This window comes from bacterium (assembly GCA_041649255.1).
In the GTDB taxonomy this organism is placed as follows: Bacteria; Hydrothermota; UBA3073; order JACQXS01; family JAQTXJ01; genus JAQTXJ01.
Window position 1 is genome coordinate 21,101 of the sequence record JBAZNK010000022.1, and the last position, 23,319, is coordinate 44,419.

The following is a 23,319-nucleotide window of genomic DNA, read 5'->3' on the forward strand; positions in this document are numbered from 1 at the left end:
TTTATTGTTTTTTTAATATAACAATCATACCCGGAGCTTTCCCGCAAAAAGTATACGGAGTTTTAGTATATGCCAGGCCAAGGGAATTAATAAAACGAAGAATAAACATAGAAACGGGCAGAATGAATTTTCTGTGAATAGTCGTATTGTAATAAGAGGGAACTTCGATTCCTTTAAGTCTTTTTAGCAATCGCCCCGTAAAACTCAACCATAAAAGATAAATGATATGTTTGGGAAGCGTCCAGCACAAATAAACAATTTTGCTTATGAAAACTATTTTCTCAATCGAGAATCCCGATTCTAATGCCAATTTTTTTATTATATTTTCGTTATAGGTATTGATATGGGAATTGCTTGCGGATAATTCTTTGACAGGTTTTTCATCATAAGGAATGGTTAAGAGAAGTTTCCCATTTGCATTGAGTATATGATTAATTTCTTTTAATGCTTCTCTATCGTATTTGATATGTTCTAATGTTTCTATGCAAAAAACAATGTCAAAACTCTTGTTTTTTATAGGCAGGACACAAGCATCACCCTGGATAGAAAGGTTTGAGCATCCTTTTATTTTGGTATAAAGAGAATGAAGTTTAATGCGATTAAAAGCGATATCCATACAAAAATAATTATTTGGGTTCAGTGTTGCCTCACCCATAATACCGCTTCCTGCGCCTATGTCTAAAATTTTTGTATGTTGGTTTAGTTTATTTTGCAATAAACGTATTATATATTTTCGTTTAAATATTTCTACGGTATCATATAGAGCGGCGTACATAGATGCCCTATAGTGTTCGTAAAAATTACGATAACTCACATCCGTTGGATGACTACCGATATTTTGTTCCATATATATTTTATCAGACACAACAACGAACCACAAGCAAGATGCTTGTGATACTTTATTATCTTCTCTGTTTAACGTATAATAAGAACGACTGCATTAAAAGTCAATTATTTTAGAGTTGGGGGTTTCTACATCCTTTTGTTTTTTTCTCAAATCTGACAAGTGTTGGAGTTGCCAATCCCGTTCTTTTGCTACGGCATCATCGGCGTTAGAGAGGATAGCGGCTCTATATACAGCTTGCAAGGCATAACTTGCCGCACCAACGGAATGAGTGGGAACATGTGCGGTTGCCACCGCTTGACCGGCGGCGCGGGCAGCAGAACGAGCAGGATTATCCTCGTTTACTTCGCGGGCAGCCGCGTGAGATGCAAGCGCAGCCTTGCGTATATCCGCCATTTTAAATACGCCCGTTTTTATCCATTTATGTAAAGTTGTAATCGCGTTTCGAGGACGATGGTCTTCCGGATATTTTTCCTCAAAGTACGGCAGGACACGTTCGGTACAATCAATTGCCCAGACTGCTAATGTTTTATGGTCGGTTTTGTTTACAAGTTTTATAATTGGCGCTACTTTATATGTAATTGAAAATTTTGATTTTTTCATTTTATTGTCTTCAATATATACTTTTACATAATTTATTTTTATACGTCAACTAAAATACGAAAGAACTATTTTTTCAGAATATATGCCTGAAACAAAAAGAGAAAAACATTGACTAATACGATAATCTCAACTAAACTAATCTACTTTTCACCCAAAAGACTGGGCCGCCAAAACGGAACAACAAACCCTAAGGGCAAGATCCAGGGGATTATATGCGAGTTGGTATTATAGAAAAATGAAAAGAGTTCTTGTCTTTACGACTATTGAGCGAGCATTTTATTCGTCAGTAATAGAATACCAGCTTTTAGAACCTATTGCAGAAATTGCACAAAAAGACAGGGGGAACAAATTCATATATATAGGATTTATCCCCATTAACCAGTGGGTTTCAAGGGACAAGTTATTAAAAAGCTTTATAATTTATAAAAACAATAGGAAAAGAATAAAAAGCTGGCTAAGTAAAAACAATGTTTACTGTAAGTTTATACCAATTCTTTTTCCAATAAGATGCAAAGGATTTCATCTAAACATCTGGTGGTTATGCTTGTATACTATTTGCAGTCTACCAATACTTTTTTATATTTTATTACGATATAGAATTAATCTTGTTCATTCACGAAATTATCCTGCAACGCTAATTGTATTTTTAACCGGTTTGCTTCTGGGAATACCTTATATTTTTGATATGCGTGACCTTTATCCCGAAAAAGGAATAGAAGCAGGGATATTCAGCAGAAAATCGTGGAGCTACAGGTTGTGGAAACTTATTGAACTCAAGTTAATAAAATCCGCTTCTTATGTTGTGACTACTTCCGAACCATTCAAGGAATATGTGCAAAAAAAAACAATAAAGTCCGGAACATCCAAAGTAATTTTTTGGCCCAATTGTGTTAACCCATTACACTTTAAGCCCGATGAAACATTACGTAAGGCCGTAAGAGAAGAATATGGGGTACAAAACAAATTTGTTCTTTTGCATTCCGGGACATTTGGGACTCCAAAAGATATACCGCTCACATTAAAATATTTTATTCATTTTAAGACAATCCAACCAAATGCGCATCTTGTAATTTTTTATGGGATACAACAAAAGATAACAGAAATTATAGCCCTGGCAAAAGAAACAGGGATTAAGCAGAAAGATTTAACCGTTCTATCTCTGCCACCGGAAGAAGTGCCAAAACACATCTTGATTGGAGATGTCGGATTGCATCTGGAATCTATGGCAATTGCCACTCCCTATGGGATAGGCGTAAAGGATGGAGAATATCTCTCGGCAGGTTTACCAATAATAGTTACGCACTGGCAGGAAGGAATTGCGCCGCTCGTAAAAAAATATCAGGCAGGAATTGTAGTTGACACATTAAATAATTCCATACAAAATGAATTACAATTATTAAAAAACTATACTCGGTTCAGGGAGAATGGATTTAAACTTGTTGAAGAAGTGTTCTCATTAAACCGGAACGTAAAAAGATTAAATGAAATTTATTTCTATCCCCATTCCAAACAAAACAGGCAATAAAAAAACTCGTCTTGAATGGAATTGAAAGATATGACCGTATCTATTATTATACCCGTATTTAATAATTCTTTTGATTACTTATTGCGTTGCTTGACAGCAATAAATCATCAAACAATCTTACCAAAAGAAGTGATTATTGTTTCAGACAAACAAAACAATTTAGGCAACTATCGTTTCAATGTTAAAACCATACAAATGGGAAAACCTTATTCTGAAGCGACAGCTCTTAGTAATGGCGTAAGAGCTGCCATCGGAGAAATCATTTGTGTTACAGACTCGGATACAGAACCCTATGAAGACTGGTTGCAAAAGATCATACAAACATACAATAGCGCACAAAATATTGGAGGCGTTGGAGGAAGGGATGAAATTTACCGATATGATAAATTAAGTAAAGCAAAAACAGTCAAAACGGTTGGAAAATTGACAGCATGGGGAAGATTGATTGGCAATCATCATAATCTACTTCTTGCTCCACAAGAAGTAGATTTTCTAAAGGGTGCAAATATAAGTTTTAGAAAAGAATTAATAACGACTTTTGATGAGAATGTAACCGGATTTTATTGGTGGGAACAACCGGTATGTTTTAAGATTAAATCCTGCGGTTATAAACTTATTTACAGTCCTGACATAAAAGTAAAACATTTCAAATATAACGAACAAAAAAGTAATGAAAAAAATATTTTTATGCATTCTAAAAACACAACTTATCTAATTTTAAGATATGGTTTTTGGATAAAAAAACCATTATTTCTTATTTATACTTTTCTTATAGGACAGACTCATAACCCCGGCATTTTAAAAGTAATAGTATCCAGCTCATTAATAAATTCCTTTGGTTTTTTATCTGCTTCTGCAAGAGGAAAAATTCTGGGGATTAAGCTTTTTTTGTCCGTGAGAAAAGAACTCCTATCCACGAAAAAAGCAAACTAAATAATACCCGCAACATAGCTCCGCCAAGCAACAACGTTCCGTATACTGCCGATAAAAAAGCATTGGGAGAATGGTCTTTTAAGTAGCGATACATACTCCAGTGCCATTCGATTATTTTCTTGCGTCCCATTTTTCGGGTAGATGCACCGTGATAATGAATCACATTGATATCGGCACAAAAATACGTTTTATATCCTTTTTCTTTTACGTCGTAACACAAAGCTACATCGTTCATAAATATCGGGTATCTTTCATTCATCCCACCAACTTCATTGAAGACAGCCTTTTTTATAAGCAAACAGGAAGCCATTATTTGTTCCACTTCTCTTGTAGTCTTATGGTCGAAATACCGCATTTTCCAACCGTGAAAACATTTGCCAAGTCCTGAAGCCTCAAAAAACAAGTTTTTAAATGTAGGTAGTTCCCTGCAGGAAGGTTGTAGCTTTCCATTTGGATAAAAAAACTGCGGGCCACAAATCGCAATATCTTTGCGCGAATCCATAAAACTGCATAACTTCTCGATGGTATCTTTTTTCATTATAACATCCGGGTTTAATAAGAGCAGGTAGTCGTGAGTTGCAATTTGTACCCCCTGGTTAGTAGCTTTTGACAATCCGGGATTGGTGGTGTTTTTAATTATTTTAACGTATGGGAATTTTGTTTTAACGTTTTTTAATGTAGAGTCTTTCGAGTCGTTATCCACAAGAATTATTTCATAGGATTTATCAATAGAGTTCAGGCAATTTTGGATATGCTCCTCAGAATTCCAGGTAACGATTATTATTGAAACATTTGTCATTGCGTAAAAAATAATAGTTATAATTCAATTGTCAAATGTAAAATAAGCTTTCTTATCTTGTTATGCTTTTCGAATTATCTATTAATTTGGCTAAGAGGTTAATAAAGAACGACTCTAACCCTTTCGATTAAAGCGAAAGAAGTTCTTTATGTACTAGTAGGTAGTCAAAAATACCTTCTGCTCCGATTCTATGTCCTTCTCCAGTCCAATGAAAGTCGTTTTTATAGTATAATCGGTCTTTGGATTTGACAAATAATCCCGGAGGAAGGTCAAGAATATAAACATCTTTTGAAATAATCGGCATTAAACGTACGTATGCCGGAGTGTGGTTATCCGCATCCAATTTTATTGTGGACAGGGTTTCGTAAGGGGGAATAATAACAATTAACAGTTTTGCATTTATGCTTTGGGCAACGTCTCCCATCTTAAGCAATATTGCCCTTGTAAGTTCCCAGTTGTATTCTTCCCTTTGCATATCTTGCGGGATATTTTGATTTTTTGTAAGGTCAGAATATAATTTGCGATAATATAACAACTCACCGATTTGTATTCGCATCCTATTAAACATCTGTGAATGCTGGGATAAGAAGCAATAAACAGGAATGTTTTGCGAAAACTCCTTAATCTTATTATGAGAAGAATGTTCGTACAGAACTTGTTTGGTTTTTGTTAATACGCCATCTTTTAACGTAAAATTTGAATTGCGAGCATTTTCTTCTACGTCGTTGACGTAAAACCCCACGATTATAAGGTCGGGATTAAACTTTTTACCTTCATTTTCAAGGAATATCAATTCTTCCACGGTGCCATACTGCGGAACTCCCGCATTTATTACTTCAAATTTTTTTGGTTTTATATTTGAGTTAAGCATCCTTTCCATCGCTTTCAAGTATGTGTCTTCGGAGTTTACCCATAAACCGAAAGTAAAGGAATCTCCAAGTCCCAGTATGCGAAAACTTTGTTTGTCTTTTGTGTAGTTGTATTCCTTGTTTTCCCTCATTCGCTGTGAATTTATATGAAAAGAACTTAAATAAGCATTATCCAGCTTGAAAAACCCGTCTATATTTTTTCTCAATCTTTCTATGCCTAAATTTGAATCAAATTCGCGAATGGGCGGGGTCTGGGGAAACGGGAAGAACTTTCTTGTAATACCTTCTCCGATAAGACAAGCGAGAACAAGAGCAGTAGTTATAATTATCAATTCATATAAGAGAAATTTGGGCTTCATAATATAATTCAAAATACTTCTTAAGTAAGTTTGAGTCAAGTTTAAATTAAAACGAATCCTGCGTATGAAATTTTTTATGTCATTTACGGGCAGATAGAAACAAGCGTTCGCAGAGCCCGGAGCATTTTGACAGTAAAATGAATTGCGGATTGGACTTGACATTTTAGACAAATATAATATTGTACACTTAAATGAAATTTATCGTTCACGGCGGCGCAGGGAACATAACGGATTTTGCCATAAGGGTTCCCGGGCTTGTCAAAGCCTGCAAAATAGGCTACGAAATCTTAAAATCCGGCGGTAAAGCCCTTGATGCGGTTCAGGCATCCGTAGTTGAATTCGAAAATAATCCGTACTTTAACGCGGGAACGGGTTGCGTCCTGAACATAGAAGGCGAAGCGGAACTTGATGCTTCAATTATGACGGATGATATGAAAGCAGGCGCCGTGGCAGGAATAAAAAGAGTCAAAAATCCTATTCTTATAGCAAGAAAAGTAATGGAAGAAACCGACCATATACTTCTGGTAGGCGAAGGCGCGGAACGGTTTGCAAGAATTATGGGATTCCCGAAATATAATCCCGTAACCGCAAAAAGCAAAGAACGACTCGAAAAAGACATCAAGAAATTAAAAATGGGCAAAAACACGACGGAACGATATTTCCCGAAAATAAAAAAATTGATTGACGAATACGGAACGGTCGGCGCTTGCGCAATGGATAAGTTCGGAAACCTTGCCGCAGCAACATCCACGGGAGGCGTGATTATGGATTTGCCGGGCAGAGTCGGGGATACGCCGATTATCGGCGCGGGCACTTATGCCTGTAAAACCGGAGCGGTAAGCTGCACCGGATGGGGCGAATGCCTTATAAAACTCGGAACCGCAAAATTCGTATGCGATTCGATGAAAACTATGTCCCCTCAAGCCGCCGTAAATAAGGCTATTAAACTTATCGGCGATATGAAGGGCGATGCCGGAATAATTGCTCTGGACAAAAAAGGCAGGATAGGATTCGGGTTCAATACTCCTAAAATGCTGTGGGCGTATGTTGATGAAAACGGGAAAATTCAACACTGTAAATAAAAAACAACCTTTATCCCCTCTCTGTATCCTCGTTTTATATTCTTGTGTTAATCTCGCCTGCCTACCGTCTTTTCTTGGTAGGTATTAATCTTTTTTTAATCCTGTTCTATCCTTTTGTATCTTTTTTTTATTTTTCTTTTCTTGTGTAAATCGTGTGTAATCTCGTGGTTACAATCTGTTTTTTCTCTGTGTTTTATGTGATTGGTTTTATATTGACAATTCAAGAGTAAAAGGATATAAGATAAAAAATGAAATACAAATTACTGGACGATTTGACTTCTGACGTTATGTTTGAGGCTTACGGCAAGACATTTGAGGAGTTGCTCGAGAATTCTGCAATGGCAATGTTTTCGGTTATATGCCGGGTTGAAAAAATAAAACCAACGACTACTATTAAAATTGAACTGTCCTCGGAATCTAAAGAAAAATTACTATATGATTGGCTTTCTGCGTTATTAACTCGAAGCGATATTCACGGATTGTTTTTATCCCGATTTAAGATAAATAAAATTTCCGGATTATGTTTATCTGCTGAGGCAAGCGGAGAAAAAATGAGTCAGGGAAAAGGCGAAACTCTTGTAAAAGGAATACCGTATTATGGTTTTAAGATACACGAAACTGATAAAGGTTTTTCGGCAAGAGTAACCCTGGACATATAGGAGAAACTATGACAAAGTATTTTTTATGTTTGGCTTTAGGAATATTGTTTGCAACAACAAATGCGAATGGAAGTTCTGTCCGTCTTGCCGGAATGGGAAATATATATGTTGCCCTAGAAGACACCGAAAGTGAAGCACAAGCAAATCCCGCGAAATATCTTAATTTTAATCAACCTGTAGTTTTGTTTGATGCGCTTTCAGGGTATACTGAATGGGATAACGGTTTTTTTGATTTAGAAGATCTGGATAACTATGAGCTTTTGCCTGTTAGGCATTACGATTACGAAAGAAATGTGAACGGTTTAATTTTATATCCTATTAAAAAGAAAGCAGTATTAGGTGGAGGATACACAGAAAATGTAGCTACGGGAGCAAATTGGCGCTACTATGAAATAAGCAAAGAACTTGCTAGAGATGCATATTATACTCAATATATTTACCGCAGTTATTTTTTTACCGGGGCGTTTAGTACAAAATACATAAATATTGGTGTTCTATCACGATTCTATACAGACTCAAGAAGAACAGAAATAGGTATGGATCGACGCGGAAACGAGTATTTTTCATATTCGTATACCGGAGATGTTCCCGTTACATCCGAATATACAATAGGAATTGCAAGTAATAAAATTAAAAACATTTCCGCAACTATTGACTTTATATCCACCAAAGAAGAGCCGTATTCCGGTTGGGGAAGGATTCGTTACTTTGCTTACACTTCTTTTAAAGTATATGCAAAAAAGAAGATTTTTAATTGGTTGAGTATTGGCGGAATTACAGAATACAAACAAATATCGGAGAGTAATTATAAATGTGTTAATATACCGCTTGGTTTTGCCATTCATCCGGACAACCAAACGCTTATTGGAATGGACTTCGTTTTTAATGAAATCTTTTCCGATGGTATCCAATTAAAACATCCTGACCAAGTTACAATCGGAGGAGAGAGAAACATAGGCAATTTAGCTTTGCGTTGCGGCACAGAAATATATCCGCAGGCAATCAAATATTGGTTTGACCCCAGCGTGGGAATCGGATATCATTTAACAAATAAGATTCACATTGATTTGACAGTAGACCCTATGGATTGGTATCCATGGAGACTTGCAATACAGTTTCACAATTAATATCTTTATTGGGGAAATAAAGAAGTAAAGGATAAACTATGCGAGACAAATTACAGAAATTATCGGATTATAAGTGGCTTATTCCAAAGAATGTGCGCCCGGGAATGAATGTAGATGCAGTTATTTATGCGAATAAAGAAATACTGGATACATTAGAAAACACGGCAATCGAACAATTAACCAACGTAGCGTGTTTGCCGGGAATAATCGAACCGGTTATCGGGATGCCGGATATGCACTGGGGGTATGGTTTGCCGATGGGCGCGGTTGGCGCTTTTGACAGGGAAAAAGGAGTCATATCTGCCGGGTGTACCGGATTTGACATTAACTGCGGAGTAAGAATGCTGCGAACTAATTTAAGTTTTGATGAAATAAAAGAACATTTAAGCAAACTCATAGATACCTTATTCAAAAATATACCCTGCGGCGTGGGCTCGGAAGGCAGGTTAAACCTTAATTCGAGAGAACTTGACGATGTTCTTACTAACGGAGCGGAATGGGCAATAAAAAAAGGATACGGGACAAACAGGGATTTAGAATGCATTGAAGAATACGGAAGCATAAAAGACGGCGATTCATCAAAAGTTTTTAAAGAGGCCTTAAACAGGGGTGCGCCTCAACTAGGAACGCTTGGAGGAGGAAACCATTTTCTTGAAGTACAGGCAGTAGACGAAATTTATGAGCCGGAAATTGCAAAGGTTTTCGGCATTAATTTCAAGGGACAGATAACCATAATGGTGCATTGCGGGTCAAGAGGATTGGGACATCAGGTAGCAACGGATTACTTAAAACTCCACGAAAAAGCTGCCTCAAAATACAAAATCAGCTTGCCTGACCCTCAACTTGTATGCGCTCCAGCCAACTCTCCGGAAGGGCAGGATTATTTTTCCGCAATGAAATGCGCAGCCAATTACGCATTTTGCAACCGCCAGATTATTGCCCACTGGATAAGAGAAAGTTTTGAACAGACAATGGGCAGAAACTGGGAACAGTTTGAAATGCACAGCGTTTATGATGTGTGCCATAATATCTGTAAACTCGAAAGACACGATGTTAAAGGTAAACTCCGGGAAGTTTACGTTCACCGTAAAGGAGCAACTTCTGCATTTCCTGCCGGACATATATCCGTCTCTCCCTTATACCGCAGTGTGGGACAACCCGTATTAATTGCAGGTTCTATGGGAACGGCATCTTATGTGCTTGTCGGTACAGACACTGCAGAGGAAGCTTTTGCTTCAAGTTGTCACGGCGCAGGAAGAGCTATGAGCAGAAATAAGGCTCTTAAAGAATACAGGGGAGAACAAATAAAAAAAGAACTTCAGGCCAACGGAAAATACGTCCGGGCTACAAGCCCAAAAACCCTTGCCGAAGAGGCGCCGGATGCATATAAAGACGTAGATGAAGTAGTAGATTCCGTTCATTGCGCGGGGATATCTAAGAAGATTGCAAGAGTGATTCCCCTGGCTATTGCAAAGGGATAAAATGAAAATTTCCGTAACGGTAAAACTAAAATCAAAACAGGAAAAAGTAGAAAAGACCGATGCCGGTTATTTGGTTTATGTCAAAGCGCCTCCTATAGAAAACAAGGCGAACGAAGCCGTTATAAAATTATTAGCCGAACATTTTAATGTTTCAAAGTCTCAGGTTATTATTCTAAAAGGATTAACATCTAAACATAAGATTGTTGAAATAAGATAACCTCTCGCTTATTCTTTAGACAAAGTTCTTGACTTCTTATGTGTTTGAATTAAAATGCTTCCTGTCAAAAATGGAGGGTTAGTCTAACGGTAAGGCAGCAGACTTGAAATCTGCCGGGAGTAATCCCATGGGGGTTCGAATCCCTCACCCTCCGCCAGTTAGAAAATCCTTGTAGTTCTCATCATCTGATTTTTAACGTAAAAAGGGTTAAAATAAGCTTTGGATGAATTTATGAAAAAAATTGTTGTGATCGGCGGTGGCGAAATAGGGCGACCTGGCTATCCTGTTGAAACCACCCAAATAGACAAAGAAATAATAAATCTAACCGGAAAGAAAAATCCAAGATTACTTTTCATTCCAACCGCAAGCGCTGATTCGGAATTGTATTTCGAAATCGTAAAAAAACATTTTGGCAAAAAACTTGGGTGTAAAATTGATGTTTTGTACTTAATAAACAAAAATCTTAGCAAAAAAGAAACTGAGGAAAAGATTTTTGGAACAGACATAATTTATGTCGGCGGTGGTAATACCTTGAAAATGATGAAAATATGGAGAACGACCGGAGTTGATAAGATTTTAAAACAGGCTTATGGGAGAGGCATTGTTCTTTCAGGGTTAAGCGCCGGATCAATTTGTTGGTTTGAATGGGGAATTTCTGATTCTAAGAAATCTATCAACCCTAATGCAGATTTTATAAAAGTATCTGGTCTAGGGTTAATAAAAGCTCTTCATTGCCCACACTATGATTTTGAAAAATATCGAAAGCCAGCCCTCAAAAAGATTATGAAGAAAACATCCGGAATTTCAATTGCCATAGACAATCGCTGTGCAATGATAATTATTGATGCCAAATATCGAATTATAAGTTCAAAAACATCTGCAAACGCTTATAAAGTATACTGGAAAGCAAATAGGTATTACGAAGAAGTAATAAAAAAAGAAAAGAAATTGAAATCATTAAAAGATTTATTGAAGAAGTAAAAAATTTTGCCGCCAAAGAAAAATTTGACTTTTTTATGAAAATCAAGATTAATAAAGAATCTACGTTTCCGCTTGATTATCACTTTCGTGGTGAGAGAGTTTCAATGAAGCCATTGTTTGATGAACTGGTTACAAAACTGGAAAAAGAACTATATTTTGAATATAAAATTGGAAAAGCGTATATCGGTTTAATACATACACTTGTATTCGCCGCTTTCCGTGTTCAAACAAAAAAGATAATCGTTGAAATTACTTTGCGCAAAATGCTCAAAAGCCCCAGAATTAAAAAAACTTTACAATTTCAAAAGAGAAGGTGGGCATATTTTTTGGATATAAAGGAATCAAAAGATATAGACAAGGAACTAATTGATTGGATTAAGCAATCCTGCGAATAAATTAGGTTTAAAAGAGCTCCCCCCTGGCAATTTTCCCCTATGCAAAGTTCTTTTGTATGTTGAAATATAACTTAAAAAGATAATAAAAAATCAACTTGACATCTTTCCAATTATGTAACATATTCGTATTATAATGGGATATGTTTATATAACCCCCATATAACTTATAAAAGGAGGTAGTATGCGAAAATTTTTGATTTCGTTAGTTATTCTCTTTTCAGGGAATTTTCTCTTTGCCGCCCCTGTATCAATACAAACGGCAGAAAAAGTTGCAAAGAACTGGTATTACGATAAAGGGAATCTAACTAAAAGCCAAATTTCCGTAACAGATAATTTTACAGAATCCAGCACCAAAGGAAATCTTTTTTATATTTTCAATTTCAAGCCAAATGGTTTCGTAATCGTAAGTGCGGAAGATGCAACCGTCCCTATTCTTGGATACTCTTTTGAAGGACAATATACCGCTACCAATCATCCGATCCAGTTTGACGAATGGATGGATAATTACAAAAAACAAATCATATACGTAAAAGATAACCTTACAAAAGCTCCGAGACAAAACGTTGACCAGTGGAACAACTTAACTATTGAGCCACAATATTTTGTAAAAGGTTCTAAGGAGAAAGCCGTAAGCCCTTTGCTTACTACTACCTGGGCGCAAGAAAATATTTACGGTGGTTCTCCCATAATTTACAATACTCAATGCCCGATGATTGGCGGAACACACTGTCTTGTTGGTTGTGCAGCCGTAGCTATGGGGCAAATAATGAAGTATTTCAACCATCCGACACAGGGTGTAGGGTCACATTCTTATTACGACACCGCCGGTTGTGCGCAAACTGTTTCGGCTGATTTTGGGGCAACAACTTACGATTGGGGAAATATGCCAACTTCTCTTTCAAGCTCAACCACAAACCAGAGAAATGCTGTCGGTACATTGTTGTTTCATTGCGGAGTTGCCGTTAATATGAGATACGGAACCAGCGCTTCCGGCGCTTATGTTCCTTCGCCGGTTTACGCACTTAAAACCTATTTTTCCTACAATGAAAACCTTGGTATAATATACAGGTCAAGTTACTCAACAGATACTGCATGGGCTCGTATAATGAGGACGGAATTAGACAGCAGCCGACCGGTTCTTTATTCAGGACAGGGTTCAGGCGGACACGCTTTTGTTATGGATGGATACAGCACAAATACTTATTTTCATTTTAACTGGGGATGGGAAGGGAGCGAGAATGGGTATTTCTACTTAACTGACTTGACCCCGGCAAGTTATAACTTTAATAGCAGTCAAGCTGCAGTAATTCTTATTAAACCGGCTGTCCCGACCCCGGATATATCTGTTTCGCCGGATACTTTAAGATTTACATGGACCGGTAGTAAAAAAAGGTTATTATCTCCTTCAACAAAAGGCATAACAGATACATTATATTATGCCAGCACCCCTAATTGGGGTTATGGCGTTTCTAATGGCTGGGGTATGGCAACAAGATTTACCCCCGAAGCATATCCTTGCACTTTGAAATCCGTAATTTGGTTTCCCGGAGCAAAAGATACTTCTTGCGAAGTTCATATATGGAGTGATAATGGAGGGGGTCCCGGAACTAATTTGGTTAGTGCCTTTACCTACACACCTACAGTAACTCAAAATTGGGAAAAGAAAAATCTTCCAACACCTGCGGTTATAGATGCCGGTAATTTCTGGGTTGGATGGATGCAAAAAGCAAATAATGTATTTTTTAATATGGCAGATACAACTGTTAAGATAGGAAGAAGCTATTATTACAACGGCTCGTGGAACCTAGTTAACGCTGGAATTTTTGGTGCTACAGGAGAATTGCTGATTAGATCTATCGTAACCAGCGGCAGTTATGATACGGTAAGGACTTTAGTCGTATCTAACCCCGGAACGGCAACTCTTAACATTTCAAATATTACAGTCAGTGATTCATGGATAACGGCTGTAACACCTACGGTATTTAATGTTAGCGCTAAAGGGACTCAAAATGTTACGGTAACAGTTACAAAAGACGGCTTAAGTACGGGTTATCATTATGGGCATTTAACTATTACTTCCAATGACCCGGACGAAAGTCCAACAAACGTTCCCATCAAGTTCTATATACCTTCCTCAACTCCGGATATTGCAGTTACTCAAGATACTTTGAGATTCACATGGGACGACAGTGGAAAGAAAGCGCTTTCCTATTCTTGCCCTCCGAAAGAAGCTTATACTGACAACAAATTGGTTTTAACAAAAAATAATGTTTGTCTTTTAAATAAAAATGAAAACAAAAAATTTGCACCTTCAATAAGAGTTACGCAAGACGCTAACCAATCTCCGCTAACTTTCTCTTGTTGTCTGGATTCTAAAGCCACTCTTGATACGCTTATATACGATGATAACAACGTAACAGGTAATTATGCATGGGGCGCCGGAGCAAGAATGGGATCAAGAATGACCCCTACACAGTCTTGCCAGATTATGGCCGTCCAAATATATTGCACCAATGCGCAAACCTATAAAGTAGGACTTTATAACTGGACAGGAAGTGCGCCGGGCACTCAATTGTTGGAAACAGGAAACGTATCTTCAACTTCAGGGGGATGGAATACAACGGATGTCTCGGCATCTAATATAAATGTTACCGGAGATTTTGTTGCTTCTTTTAATATGATAGATACTATTGCGCGAATCGGGGCAAACCAAACTAATAATGGAAGAGCTTGGGATTATAATGGTTCCGGATGGGCAGCATGGACAGAAACCTATTTCATCCGCGCTATCGTTTCTTACGGTGGAGGTGGCGGCACTTATGACACATTACAAACAATGACGGTCAGAAACGACGGTGGCGGGGGTTTGAATGTAACCAATATTACCAAGAGCCAATCATGGATTACTTCCGTATCACCTACAAGTTTTACAGTCCCGGCCGGCAGTTCTCAGAACGTTACTGTAATAGTCAATAAAACAGGCCTTAGCAACGGGACACATCTTGGCACTCTTACTATCGCTTCTGATGATCCCGACGAAGGTTCTTATGTTGAACCGGTTAAATTCGTTGTTGTGCACTTAGGCGTAGAAGAAAACCAGAGTTTCTCTTTCAACTTGTCACAAAACTATCCTAACCCGGCAAATTCAGTAACTCAAATTGAATATGCTTTGCCTAACGCTACAAAAGTTACGCTTAAAATCTACGATGCATCAGGCAGACCGGTACGAACTTTAATACAAGAGGAACAAACCGCAGGCAAATACAATACATTCTGGAATGGCAAAGATGACAAAGGCAATAAACTTGGAAACGGTATTTATTTCTATCGCCTTGAAACGGATAAATCCGTAACGACAAAGAAACTGACCTTATTGAAATAAACTAATTAGAACACAAGCCCTTTGGAACATTCCAAAGGGCTTGTGTTTTTTTAAACTACTCGAGAAATTTAATATCCTAATTTTTCATCCTTTAAAAAGTTTTTTCTTGCAAGTCTCTTTTTTTTTGCTAATTATTAAACAATGAACGGAACTGAAAAAAACCATAGAGCGCACAGAGGAAAAATTAGTCCGGAGTTTACCCCGAAGAAGTCGAAGATCCCGCTGTGGCGGTGGGCGGGGTAGTTGGTTTTAATGAATTTGATTATAAGGAGGGAGGATGAGCAAACTTGTAGAATGTGTTCCAAATTTTTCCGAGGGTAAATCAATAGAGATAATAGATAAAATCGTAGCAGAAATAACTGCCGTTCCTGATGTTAAGCTAACGGACAAACAAATGAATGCCGACCATAATCGCGCAGTCATTACGTTTGTGGGAACGCCGGAAGCTTGTAAAAAAGCAGCTTTTAACGCCTGTAAATGCGCAATGAAATTAATAGATTTGCGAACCCACAAAGGCGAACACCCGCGTATGGGAGCCACGGATGTCATTCCTTTTATTCCTATATCAGACGTAACAATGGAAGAATGCGTTGAATTGTCACGTTCTCTTGCAAAAGAAATAGCGGAAAAATTGAACATTCCAACTTACTTATACGAAGAGTCTGCGGCCACTCCGGAAAGAAAAGACCTTGCTTATATTCGCAAAGGAGAGTTTGAAGGATTACAGAAATCCATAAAAGCAGACCCGTCAAGAAAACCGGATTTCGGGCCTTCCGAGCTTCACCCTTCTGCCGGAGCAACAGTAGTCGGGGCAAGACATTATCTTGTTGCGTACAATATAAATCTTAATACTAACAACCTCGATATTGCCAAAGCCATTGCAAAAGCAATAAGATTCAGAGACGGTGGGTTCAAATACGTCAAAGCGCTCGGCTTTGAAATAAAAGAAAGGGGTATCGTTCAGGTTTCCATTAATTTGACCAATTATACGGGAACACCTATTTTCAGGGTATTTGAGGCAGTCGTACGGGAAGCCGAAAGATACGGAGTTTCCGTAACCGGGTCGGAAGTCGTGGGAGTATTACCTTTACAGGCAATGGTAGACGTAGCAAACTGGTATTTGAAACTGGAAAACTTTTCCGCTAATCAAATATTAGAAAAGAAAATATGGGGAGGAGAAAATGAATAAAGACGTTTCGCTGCAGGGTTTTATATCCGAACTCGCAAGTAACTCGCCCGCGCCGGGTGGAGGTTCAGCTGCAGCATTATCAGGAACTATAGGGACAGCGCTTGTGTGCATGGTCGCAGAACTTACTATCGGCAAAGAAAAATATAAAGAAGTTGAAGCAGAAATGCAGGAAGCTTTGAATAAGGGCAAAGAAATCAAAGACAGGTTTTTTACTTTTATAGAGGAAGACGAACAAGCTTTTAATAAAGTTATGTCAGGTTATAAGCTGCCTAAAAATACGGACGAAGAAAAACAAATAAGAAGCAATGCAATACAATCGGCGCTTAAAGAAGCCGTAAACGTTCCACTGGAAGTAATAAGAAACGTCAGAATTGCGATTGAACTTGCGTTTTTATGTGCTTCCAAAGGAAATACAAATTCTATTTCGGATGCAGGAGTGGCAGGATTAGAACTACACGCTTCCGCGTTAGGCGCGCTTTATAATGTACTTATAAATCTGGGTAGCATAAAAGACGAAAACTTTAAGACTCAAGTAAAAACAGAGTCGGAAAAGTTAATAAAAGAAGTTAACGAGTTTGCGGAATTGATAGAAAAAACGGTTTTGAGCAAAATATAGAAACACGATTACCATTGTATATTAATGCTATAACCTATTTCTAAGGCGTCCATATTTATTGCCCACTCTTTTTCGCATATTATATTTCCTACTCCCCATCCCCTTATTGTCGTATAGGAGCAAAAGTTTTTCCTGACCTGTAGCTTTGCGCTTACAAACTTACATATATCAACGTATATGCCTGTATTTAGCCAATACATAGGTTTATTACCGCTTGTATAATCGTAAGAATAATCAGAGCCATAGAGTCCATACCCTTCAAAAGAATAGTCGCACAAACCTAATCCTGCCCCCAGAAAAGGATAAACTTTTTTAATTTTTTGGATAGGATAAACATTTACTCCTAATCCATAATGATGTGCCCAATTGCTGAATGCAAGAGTATCGATTAATGACTTGTTGTATATGTTATATCCGAATCCCCCGGCTTCTACATAAGAATCAAAATATTCATTCCAGCAAAACTGGACATAGAAACTTAACTCCTGTCCCGGAGTAGATGATTCGACTTCGTTTATTCCGTCCTTATTAAAATCCTGCACGGGGATATACGTCTGCCACAGATTAACTCCTGCGCTAACATTATAAATCGTTCTTGCAGAAACACAAAAATTCAAAAATATAAATAAATAGCTCATTGATAAAGTTCAAAATTAAGATGTATCGGCGTTTCAGTCCTGTTATAACTTTGACCGGATTTTGTATCTACTACTTTATAACTATAATTTTCTCCCGTGTAATCCTTGTCAAAAGGAAATAACAGGAATATATAATTGTATTGTTCGTTATTCCCTATGTCAGGTTGCCAGTCTTCATTTTTATCACAGAAAATTTCTATTGAATACTCTATCTCTGAAGTCAGATTTACTGGTTCCCATCCTGACAGGTCAATAAAATCATTTTTGCCGTAACTACCCCAAATTTCAGTATGCCCTAATTTAATAGTGTCGTTTAAGGAATATAGTATTGCGGCAATTTTACTATAAATAAGAGTACGGTCAAACATATACAACCTGATTGTTGATAACTTGTAATTAGTTGCAGTAGTTAACTTTATTTTAATAAACGAATAATTTCCCAGAGAATCTGCATATAGAGTACTGTCAATAGATTCAAATACGCTGTCACATCCTTCTGCGGATGAAGATTGAAATATTAATGTCCCGTAAGGACTGTAGTCGGTTAAGAAATTTGCGGGTTTACAGCTTAAAAGCAACAGGAAAAGTAAAATCAAGTTGATTTTTAATTTCATAAATCTATTTGAAAAGCCAATCCTAATGTAATACCGCCGAGGTTTACGCCTGAATTTACTCCAATACTTGAGTAAGCAAAATTCATTCCGCCGATAATACCCATTTTTACTTCAAAAGGTAACTTAAAAGGGTATATACCACATTTTACATTAAAGCAAGGAATTATTTCGCTACCTTCTATTGGTACGCCCCCTGAAAAATATCCGTTGTAATACGCTTCTTCTTCGGAATGACTTACATTGCAATAAGCAATCCCGCATCCAAAGCCTATAAAATAACCACCCCTGTCTAGTCTCAGTCCGAAATTAACTCCATATAACGTATAGAGTATTCGCATATTAGTTAATTCTACAATCGGATTTCCCATTTCATCATTAACAATATAATCCCGTGAGCTGCTTTTTCCTGAAAGGACGAAAGGATTTATTGTCCATCTGAAAGAATTTGTCATCGGTATAGCAATATTGCTTCCCATTGCAGATGAGGATATGTTCCCTATATTACCTTCTAAGCAAGTAGAGAATTTTACGGATAATATTGCTATTTGGATAAATAATCCCACCATTTATTTCCTTCCCCTATATAAAAATTGTAATATATTTCTAATCCCATTTGTTCACCGCTCAAATTCCATAACCATTCATCTTTTTCAAAAATGTGACTATAAGGAGTATAAAACATCTGTGGTTCTACCTGATATTCCCTGTAAAACACACGGAAAGAAAAATATCTTGTAAAAATCTCCATTCCTACGCCATACCAGTAATCCATTTTTTCTTTACAAATATGGGAAGTATAGGCAGTATGGGCATCAAAATCAAAAAAACCGCCGCCAAAACACAGGTTGGGAAATATCCGTCCCATAGGTATTCCCATTTCGCATTCCATCCCTACTTTATTTATGGAAGAAGTTAAAAGCGTATCCTCATCAATGCTGTTTTTAACAACAAACGAAGTATTGCTTCCCTCAAAGGAAAAGATTAAAAAATTAGTCACGGGGAATTTTATTTTCAAGAGGGGACTTTGAGCATTTGTTGCTTCCGCATCAATCTTTCCATCGGAATTCCAGTCCTGAGAAGACATTTTCTGGGAATAAGCTCCGAGTCCCAAGCACATATCCGGTAAATTAACTTTTGTAAACAGGCAAAAAGATATAATTAATAAATTCATAATTGTCCCCACAGTATAAAATGGGAATGGAAATCGACTGTATCGATTATCCCGGAATACTCTTTAATTGTCTGCATATAAATTTTTGAGTAAGAGTAACTGCTATCGTAACGAAAGACGAATTTTGCCGTATGGTTGCCGGTAGTATCCAAATCCGGCAGAGAGTCTCCGTCATTATCGATAAAGAGTTTTATCATATAGATATCCGAACTTACATTCAATAAAGGGGTAAAAACAAATGTCAATGTTTCAATATCTGCATCCACCCACTTACCAAGATACTCATTTTTCCCGTTCCTCTCATACTGTATTTTCAGTATGTGGGGAGAAAAAGTTACATTATTTAAGGCATTCAGGCATATAGTTAATTTATAAATTTTAATGCTGTCTTCCGGATGCAAATAGAGCATTGTGTAAGCTTTTCCATACAGCGAGTCATTTGACAAACCAATTATGGTGGACTCAAAATTACCGTCACATCCCTGAACACTTTTTGTATTCAGTAATGGAAGCCCCTCTTCTGTATAATCAGTTGTAAACACAGTATCTTTCTCGCAACCATAAGTTACGAGCAACAACAATAAAATCAGTCTTTTAAAGTTTACCATTTTAAGATGTCTAAGCCGATATTTCCTCCGAACAATCCCGGTAGAGGTGGCAGGTTTATATATGAAGTTACCGGCAAAGAAAAAGGTTTTATATTTTCAAGGAATTTTTTGTTGAAAAATATTGAAATATCAAATCCGATAGATGGAAATTCGGACAGGTTTGTATATTCACCGGGAGCAGAGTAGTTAATATGGTGAACTCCCACACCTATTCCGCCGTTATTAAGTTTATTACACAGAAAAATTTTTGCTCCGATTTGGGAGTACTTAAAACTTGTCGATGTCCATCCTGCAGAGGATACACTCCCTTTCTGATAGGATATGGATATAAGTTGTCTTTTGCGTAGATGTAATAATAATTCTCCGCCCCCATTGAATCCCAAATTAATAATATCAAAAACCGGGATTACATATCCCCCGAAAATCCTTAAAGTAATTTTATGAGTTTTTTGGGGGATTGTTTTGGGGTTCATTTCTTCTAAAGCAGGTTTTTCCGTAAGAATATAATCATTTTCTCCTGTATCACGGAACCTGAATTCAAAAACACTTTCCGATAAGGAGATTACTTTCAAAATTAACAAACCATCTAAGTTATTGACTCCACATAAGCTATCAATAAGATTGGAATCATTATTGGAAACGAGTTTTAATAAGTTAGTTCCTAACAATTTATTTGTTTCCTTGTAACCTGTATGCTTATCGTCAACTGATTTTAATATACTATCCATACCGTTTATAAAATCCAAAGAAGGATACCACAAAGTGTCTTCTTCCAATAAAACAGTTCCTACTTTTGAATACTTATCCATAGGAATTTTATTGGCAAACAATTCAACTCTTTCATAGAATTTATTCACACAATCCGGTAAAACGAGATTTAGCACTAAAAACAATAAAGTCATTTTTATTTATTATTTGTATATCTTAAATTTTTTCCCCATTTTATAACCGATAAATCCCATAACAAATGTGCCCACAGGTAAAGCAATGAAAGTATTATTTATTTCTTTACCAAGAGATAATCCTATTATGCCTCCAACCCATCCACCTGTCATCGCAAAAATCCAGTCCAAACTTCCCGAACGGGTACTTAGCACAAGTCCTATTTCGGAAGAAAGCGCGAGTGCTCCTGATGCCATAAGCCCTATCGGATTTTGTGCAACAGTTAATAATACTTCTGCCTCCAAAGGTATAAGAGTGCCGGCAAACGCCATAAAGTTGATTTTTTGTAATTCTTTCAGGCTTATATTTTTTCTGTTCTCAAATTTATTGAAACCGTTAATATTTGTATCTGTAAAGTTTTCTTTCTTATATGCAGCATTTTTTAAGGGTGTTAAAGATGCGGAGACAAAACTTTTTAACATCTTTAGTTCTAATTCTTCGTTTTTTTCGGCTTTTACGAAATCTTCACATTGCAAGGTACATAATAAGACAGTTTTAAACGGGATAGAATCGGAGAAATTTATTAACTCATACCATATTTTCCCGGAGTAAAAAATAGTTTGCCCTTTTCTGTTTTCCTGTAAACTTAATAATTCTCCGGTTAATAACCAATTTGCTTTCTTTTTTTCTTTTATGTACGAAAGTATTTCATTTCTATTTTTTAATGTTGTTATATTTTCTCTTTCGGAATCTTCTAGAGAATCTGCGGATATAAAACCTAATTTTAATAATTCTTCTCCAAGGTTATGTTCTATGGCGCTAACTGCATTAGTCCGGGAATGCGTGAATACAAAAAAGCCGGGCGGAATTGTTCTTACAATTTCCGTCATTTCCCTTTTATCATTTATCAAAGTTACGATACTGCCATAAGGAGATAAATTTTCGCTCTGGTAGATATTAGGGACGTTTAATAGGATATAAATTATCAAGGAGTGCATAATATTTTGATTCTATTTTTTTCTATTATGATTTTAGAGCCGATAATTGCTCCGGTAATTCCTAACACCGGAACAGTCAGGAGACCATAATAGGTATCACTTGTCGGAGAGTGTAAAAGAGAGGCAAGGACTACTCCGCTTATTACTCCCGTGCAGAAGCCTGTATATGTAAAATTCCCGAGTTCCATATCAGTAAAAACAAAAGCACCCAAAGAAGTTGCTGCAAGAATTTTTTCCTTATTTTGCAGATATCCGCCACCATACGCATAAAGATACCATCCAATTCCTGATGCAAGGGCAAGTGTATTTTTGGCTTGGGCTATAAACCTATAATTTTTTGTATCTATTTTATAGTTGTTATCAAAGCTGTTTAAGACATCATAATTAATCGGTTCATAACGTGCTTTACCATCACAAATATTTTTTAATTCCGGTATAAGTTTATTATTCAGGTCGCTCAGCATATATTTTGTTACGTAATCCATATCTTTAAGAGAAGTAAAGAGACCTATTATAGGACCGAAATATGCAATTTGGCTTTCCGAAGAAGCAACATCTTTTATTTTCTCAGAAGTTTCTATAGTTCCGTTTGCTATGATATTTTTATTAGAAATGATTTCGTAATTAAAGGTTACACGGTAAATATAATCTCTACCACCTTTTTCAGCAACAAAGTGAACTAATTCACCGACAAGTAGTAAACTGGAATCAATTTTTTCATCTAAAAAATCATTTTTTTTTGATAAAGTCCTTTCTAATAACTTGTCTTTTATCGGTTTTGCAAAAGTATCTACCTGCGAGAACATACCTGAATTATTCAAACCATTAAGCAAGGAGTTTTCTAATTTAGGAATAAAAGATGCTTCCATAGGCGGGACTTTAGAGAAGCATTGTTTAGCTGTCATATATGATACTTCACGGGTTGTTCTTTTGTCAGATATTAAAATATATAGTTTTTTCCTAGTCTCAATTTTATCAGTTTGTCTGGAACATAGATACGAATCCGGAGCATCCCTTAATGATTGAAAAACAGGAGCACATCCACAAAAAATAAGCTCTAACAATAATAAGAAATTTATATATAATTTATTTCGCATAAACAACATAAAATTCTATTGATTATTCTATTAATGTTGATTATATAAATTTTTTAAACTGTCAATTTTTATCTTCAGCAGAAGAAAAAAGGGGGCAGGAACACCTGCCCCCTTTCTTTTAAAAACACTTTTATTTCACGAGTATAAGCTTTTTGGTTGATTTGAATTCCGATGATACCATACGGATAAAATAAATCCCGTTTGATACTCTTGCGCCACGATCTGAAACACCACCCCATTTTAGACTATA

The 23,319-nt window shown here is 36.7% G+C and carries 24 protein-coding genes and 1 tRNA gene; 13 read left to right on the forward strand and 12 right to left on the reverse strand.

Annotated elements, in window-relative coordinates; all coding sequences use genetic code 11:
- Position 1 precedes the first annotated feature (1 nt).
- Together WC614_12540 and WC614_12545 are read right to left on the reverse strand one after the other, a co-directional pair.
- The gene (locus WC614_12540; protein MFA5033828.1) at positions 2–847 is read right to left on the reverse strand and encodes a methyltransferase domain-containing protein; all 846 of its coding nucleotides are present in this window, start codon (positions 845–847) and stop codon (positions 2–4) included.
- Between the two features lie 93 nt (positions 848–940).
- Complete coding sequence (locus WC614_12545; protein ID MFA5033829.1) at positions 941–1,447, reverse strand: putative immunity protein; 507 nt, start codon at positions 1,445–1,447, stop codon at positions 941–943.
- A 235-nt stretch (positions 1,448–1,682) separates the two neighbouring features.
- On the opposite strand from WC614_12545, the gene WC614_12550 reads away from it, so the two are divergent.
- Both WC614_12550 and WC614_12555 read left to right on the forward strand, forming a co-directional pair.
- Entirely contained in the window at positions 1,683–2,972 is a 1,290-nt protein-coding gene (locus tag WC614_12550; protein MFA5033830.1) for a glycosyltransferase, read from the forward strand.
- 15 nt (positions 2,973–2,987) lie between these two features.
- Positions 2,988–3,905: a glycosyltransferase family 2 protein gene (locus WC614_12555; protein ID MFA5033831.1), complete on the forward strand. Its 918-nt coding sequence runs from the start codon at positions 2,988–2,990 to the stop codon at positions 3,903–3,905.
- Here WC614_12555 and WC614_12560 read toward each other — a convergent pair.
- Positions 3,850–4,704 carry a glycosyltransferase family 2 protein gene (locus tag WC614_12560; protein ID MFA5033832.1) on the reverse strand — a complete coding sequence of 285 codons (855 nt, stop codon included), beginning with the start codon at positions 4,702–4,704 and terminating at the stop codon, positions 3,850–3,852. The genes WC614_12555 and WC614_12560 overlap by 56 nt on opposite strands.
- 127 nt (positions 4,705–4,831) lie before the next feature.
- Positions 4,832–5,932 (reverse strand): SGNH/GDSL hydrolase family protein, encoded by a 1,101-nt coding sequence (locus WC614_12565; protein MFA5033833.1) that lies wholly within the window; start codon positions 5,930–5,932, stop codon positions 4,832–4,834.
- A gap of 191 nt (positions 5,933–6,123) precedes the next feature.
- Here WC614_12565 and WC614_12570 point away from each other — a divergent pair, with 191 nt between their 5' ends.
- The 11 genes from WC614_12570 to WC614_12620 all read left to right on the forward strand — a co-directional run bounded on the left by WC614_12570 (position 6,124) and on the right by WC614_12620 (position 17,061).
- Positions 6,124–7,014: an isoaspartyl peptidase/L-asparaginase gene (locus WC614_12570; GenBank protein ID MFA5033834.1), complete on the forward strand. Its 891-nt coding sequence runs from the start codon at positions 6,124–6,126 to the stop codon at positions 7,012–7,014.
- 248 nt (positions 7,015–7,262) lie between these two features.
- A complete protein-coding gene (locus tag WC614_12575) occupies positions 7,263–7,673 on the forward strand; it encodes an archease (GenBank protein MFA5033835.1) in 411 nt (136 codons plus the stop codon).
- Positions 7,674–7,681: 8 nt separating this feature from the next.
- Positions 7,682–8,800 (forward strand): hypothetical protein, encoded by a 1,119-nt coding sequence (locus WC614_12580; GenBank protein ID MFA5033836.1) that lies wholly within the window; start codon positions 7,682–7,684, stop codon positions 8,798–8,800.
- A gap of 38 nt (positions 8,801–8,838) precedes the next feature.
- Positions 8,839–10,281, forward strand: coding sequence for an RtcB family protein (locus WC614_12585; GenBank protein ID MFA5033837.1), 1,443 nt, complete (start codon positions 8,839–8,841; stop codon positions 10,279–10,281).
- 1 nt (position 10,282) lies between these two features.
- Complete coding sequence (locus WC614_12590; GenBank protein ID MFA5033838.1) at positions 10,283–10,498, forward strand: DUF167 domain-containing protein; 216 nt, start codon at positions 10,283–10,285, stop codon at positions 10,496–10,498.
- Positions 10,499–10,570: 72 nt separating this feature from the next.
- A tRNA-Ser gene (locus tag WC614_12595) sits at positions 10,571–10,655 on the forward strand.
- Positions 10,656–10,729: 74 nt separating this feature from the next.
- Positions 10,730–11,479 carry a peptidase E gene (locus tag WC614_12600; protein MFA5033839.1) on the forward strand — a complete coding sequence of 250 codons (750 nt, stop codon included), beginning with the start codon at positions 10,730–10,732 and terminating at the stop codon, positions 11,477–11,479.
- Between the two features lie 35 nt (positions 11,480–11,514).
- Complete coding sequence (locus WC614_12605) at positions 11,515–11,874, forward strand: DUF5655 domain-containing protein (protein ID MFA5033840.1); 360 nt, start codon at positions 11,515–11,517, stop codon at positions 11,872–11,874.
- A gap of 181 nt (positions 11,875–12,055) precedes the next feature.
- Positions 12,056–15,256: a C10 family peptidase gene (locus WC614_12610; protein ID MFA5033841.1), complete on the forward strand. Its 3,201-nt coding sequence runs from the start codon at positions 12,056–12,058 to the stop codon at positions 15,254–15,256.
- 277 nt (positions 15,257–15,533) lie between these two features.
- The gene (gene ftcD / locus WC614_12615; GenBank protein MFA5033842.1) at positions 15,534–16,445 is read left to right on the forward strand and encodes a glutamate formimidoyltransferase; all 912 of its coding nucleotides are present in this window, start codon (positions 15,534–15,536) and stop codon (positions 16,443–16,445) included.
- Positions 16,438–17,061, forward strand: coding sequence for a cyclodeaminase/cyclohydrolase family protein (locus tag WC614_12620; protein ID MFA5033843.1), 624 nt, complete (start codon positions 16,438–16,440; stop codon positions 17,059–17,061). Before ftcD ends, WC614_12620 begins: the two co-directional genes overlap by 8 nt.
- 8 nt (positions 17,062–17,069) lie before the next feature.
- Here WC614_12620 and WC614_12625 read toward each other — a convergent pair whose 3' ends face one another.
- Genes WC614_12625 through WC614_12660 form a run of 8 tightly spaced genes read right to left on the reverse strand, consistent with a single transcriptional unit; the run spans position 17,070 to position 22,877 of the window.
- Positions 17,070–17,699 (reverse strand): hypothetical protein, encoded by a 630-nt coding sequence (locus WC614_12625; GenBank protein MFA5033844.1) that lies wholly within the window; start codon positions 17,697–17,699, stop codon positions 17,070–17,072.
- Complete coding sequence (locus WC614_12630; protein MFA5033845.1) at positions 17,696–18,313, reverse strand: hypothetical protein; 618 nt, start codon at positions 18,311–18,313, stop codon at positions 17,696–17,698. The genes WC614_12625 and WC614_12630 overlap by 4 nt, the downstream gene beginning before the upstream one ends.
- A complete protein-coding gene (locus WC614_12635; GenBank protein ID MFA5033846.1) occupies positions 18,310–18,879 on the reverse strand; it encodes a hypothetical protein in 570 nt (189 codons plus the stop codon). The genes WC614_12630 and WC614_12635 overlap by 4 nt, the downstream gene beginning before the upstream one ends.
- The gene (locus tag WC614_12640; protein ID MFA5033847.1) at positions 18,855–19,484 is read right to left on the reverse strand and encodes a hypothetical protein; all 630 of its coding nucleotides are present in this window, start codon (positions 19,482–19,484) and stop codon (positions 18,855–18,857) included. Before WC614_12640 ends, WC614_12635 begins: the two co-directional genes overlap by 25 nt.
- A complete protein-coding gene (locus tag WC614_12645; GenBank protein MFA5033848.1) occupies positions 19,481–20,092 on the reverse strand; it encodes a hypothetical protein in 612 nt (203 codons plus the stop codon). The genes WC614_12640 and WC614_12645 overlap by 4 nt, the downstream gene beginning before the upstream one ends.
- Complete coding sequence (locus WC614_12650; GenBank protein MFA5033849.1) at positions 20,086–20,994, reverse strand: hypothetical protein; 909 nt, start codon at positions 20,992–20,994, stop codon at positions 20,086–20,088. Before WC614_12650 ends, WC614_12645 begins: the two co-directional genes overlap by 7 nt.
- A gap of 9 nt (positions 20,995–21,003) precedes the next feature.
- Entirely contained in the window at positions 21,004–21,972 is a 969-nt protein-coding gene (locus WC614_12655) for a hypothetical protein (GenBank protein ID MFA5033850.1), read from the reverse strand.
- Complete coding sequence (locus tag WC614_12660) at positions 21,960–22,877, reverse strand: hypothetical protein (protein ID MFA5033851.1); 918 nt, start codon at positions 22,875–22,877, stop codon at positions 21,960–21,962. The genes WC614_12655 and WC614_12660 overlap by 13 nt, the downstream gene beginning before the upstream one ends.
- Positions 22,878–23,319: the final 442 nt, after the last annotated feature.

Excerpts from the sequence above, each read along its gene's own strand:
- WC614_12540 (MFA5033828.1), bottom strand. The coding sequence starts at position 847 with ATGGAACAAAATATCGGTAGTCATCCAACGGATGTGAGTTATCGTAAT.
- WC614_12545 (MFA5033829.1), bottom strand. The coding sequence starts at position 1,447 with ATGAAAAAATCAAAATTTTCAATTACATATAAAGTAGCGCCAATTATA.
- WC614_12550 (MFA5033830.1), top strand. The coding sequence starts at position 1,683 with ATGAAAAGAGTTCTTGTCTTTACGACTATTGAGCGAGCATTTTATTCG.
- WC614_12555 (MFA5033831.1), top strand. The coding sequence starts at position 2,988 with ATGGAATTGAAAGATATGACCGTATCTATTATTATACCCGTATTTAAT.
- WC614_12560 (MFA5033832.1), bottom strand. The coding sequence starts at position 4,704 with ATGACAAATGTTTCAATAATAATCGTTACCTGGAATTCTGAGGAGCAT.
- WC614_12565 (MFA5033833.1), bottom strand. The coding sequence starts at position 5,932 with ATGAAGCCCAAATTTCTCTTATATGAATTGATAATTATAACTACTGCT.
- WC614_12570 (MFA5033834.1), top strand. The coding sequence starts at position 6,124 with ATGAAATTTATCGTTCACGGCGGCGCAGGGAACATAACGGATTTTGCC.
- WC614_12575 (MFA5033835.1), top strand. The coding sequence starts at position 7,263 with ATGAAATACAAATTACTGGACGATTTGACTTCTGACGTTATGTTTGAG.
- WC614_12580 (MFA5033836.1), top strand. The coding sequence starts at position 7,682 with ATGACAAAGTATTTTTTATGTTTGGCTTTAGGAATATTGTTTGCAACA.
- WC614_12585 (MFA5033837.1), top strand. The coding sequence starts at position 8,839 with ATGCGAGACAAATTACAGAAATTATCGGATTATAAGTGGCTTATTCCA.
- WC614_12590 (MFA5033838.1), top strand. The coding sequence starts at position 10,283 with ATGAAAATTTCCGTAACGGTAAAACTAAAATCAAAACAGGAAAAAGTA.
- WC614_12600 (MFA5033839.1), top strand. The coding sequence starts at position 10,730 with ATGAAAAAAATTGTTGTGATCGGCGGTGGCGAAATAGGGCGACCTGGC.
- WC614_12605 (MFA5033840.1), top strand. The coding sequence starts at position 11,515 with ATGAAAATCAAGATTAATAAAGAATCTACGTTTCCGCTTGATTATCAC.
- WC614_12610 (MFA5033841.1), top strand. The coding sequence starts at position 12,056 with ATGCGAAAATTTTTGATTTCGTTAGTTATTCTCTTTTCAGGGAATTTT.
- ftcD (MFA5033842.1), top strand. The coding sequence starts at position 15,534 with ATGAGCAAACTTGTAGAATGTGTTCCAAATTTTTCCGAGGGTAAATCA.
- WC614_12620 (MFA5033843.1), top strand. The coding sequence starts at position 16,438 with ATGAATAAAGACGTTTCGCTGCAGGGTTTTATATCCGAACTCGCAAGT.
- WC614_12625 (MFA5033844.1), bottom strand. The coding sequence starts at position 17,699 with ATGAGCTATTTATTTATATTTTTGAATTTTTGTGTTTCTGCAAGAACG.
- WC614_12630 (MFA5033845.1), bottom strand. The coding sequence starts at position 18,313 with ATGAAATTAAAAATCAACTTGATTTTACTTTTCCTGTTGCTTTTAAGC.
- WC614_12635 (MFA5033846.1), bottom strand. The coding sequence starts at position 18,879 with ATGGTGGGATTATTTATCCAAATAGCAATATTATCCGTAAAATTCTCT.
- WC614_12640 (MFA5033847.1), bottom strand. The coding sequence starts at position 19,484 with ATGAATTTATTAATTATATCTTTTTGCCTGTTTACAAAAGTTAATTTA.
- WC614_12645 (MFA5033848.1), bottom strand. The coding sequence starts at position 20,092 with ATGGTAAACTTTAAAAGACTGATTTTATTGTTGTTGCTCGTAACTTAT.
- WC614_12650 (MFA5033849.1), bottom strand. The coding sequence starts at position 20,994 with ATGACTTTATTGTTTTTAGTGCTAAATCTCGTTTTACCGGATTGTGTG.
- WC614_12655 (MFA5033850.1), bottom strand. The coding sequence starts at position 21,972 with ATGCACTCCTTGATAATTTATATCCTATTAAACGTCCCTAATATCTAC.
- WC614_12660 (MFA5033851.1), bottom strand. The coding sequence starts at position 22,877 with ATGACAGCTAAACAATGCTTCTCTAAAGTCCCGCCTATGGAAGCATCT.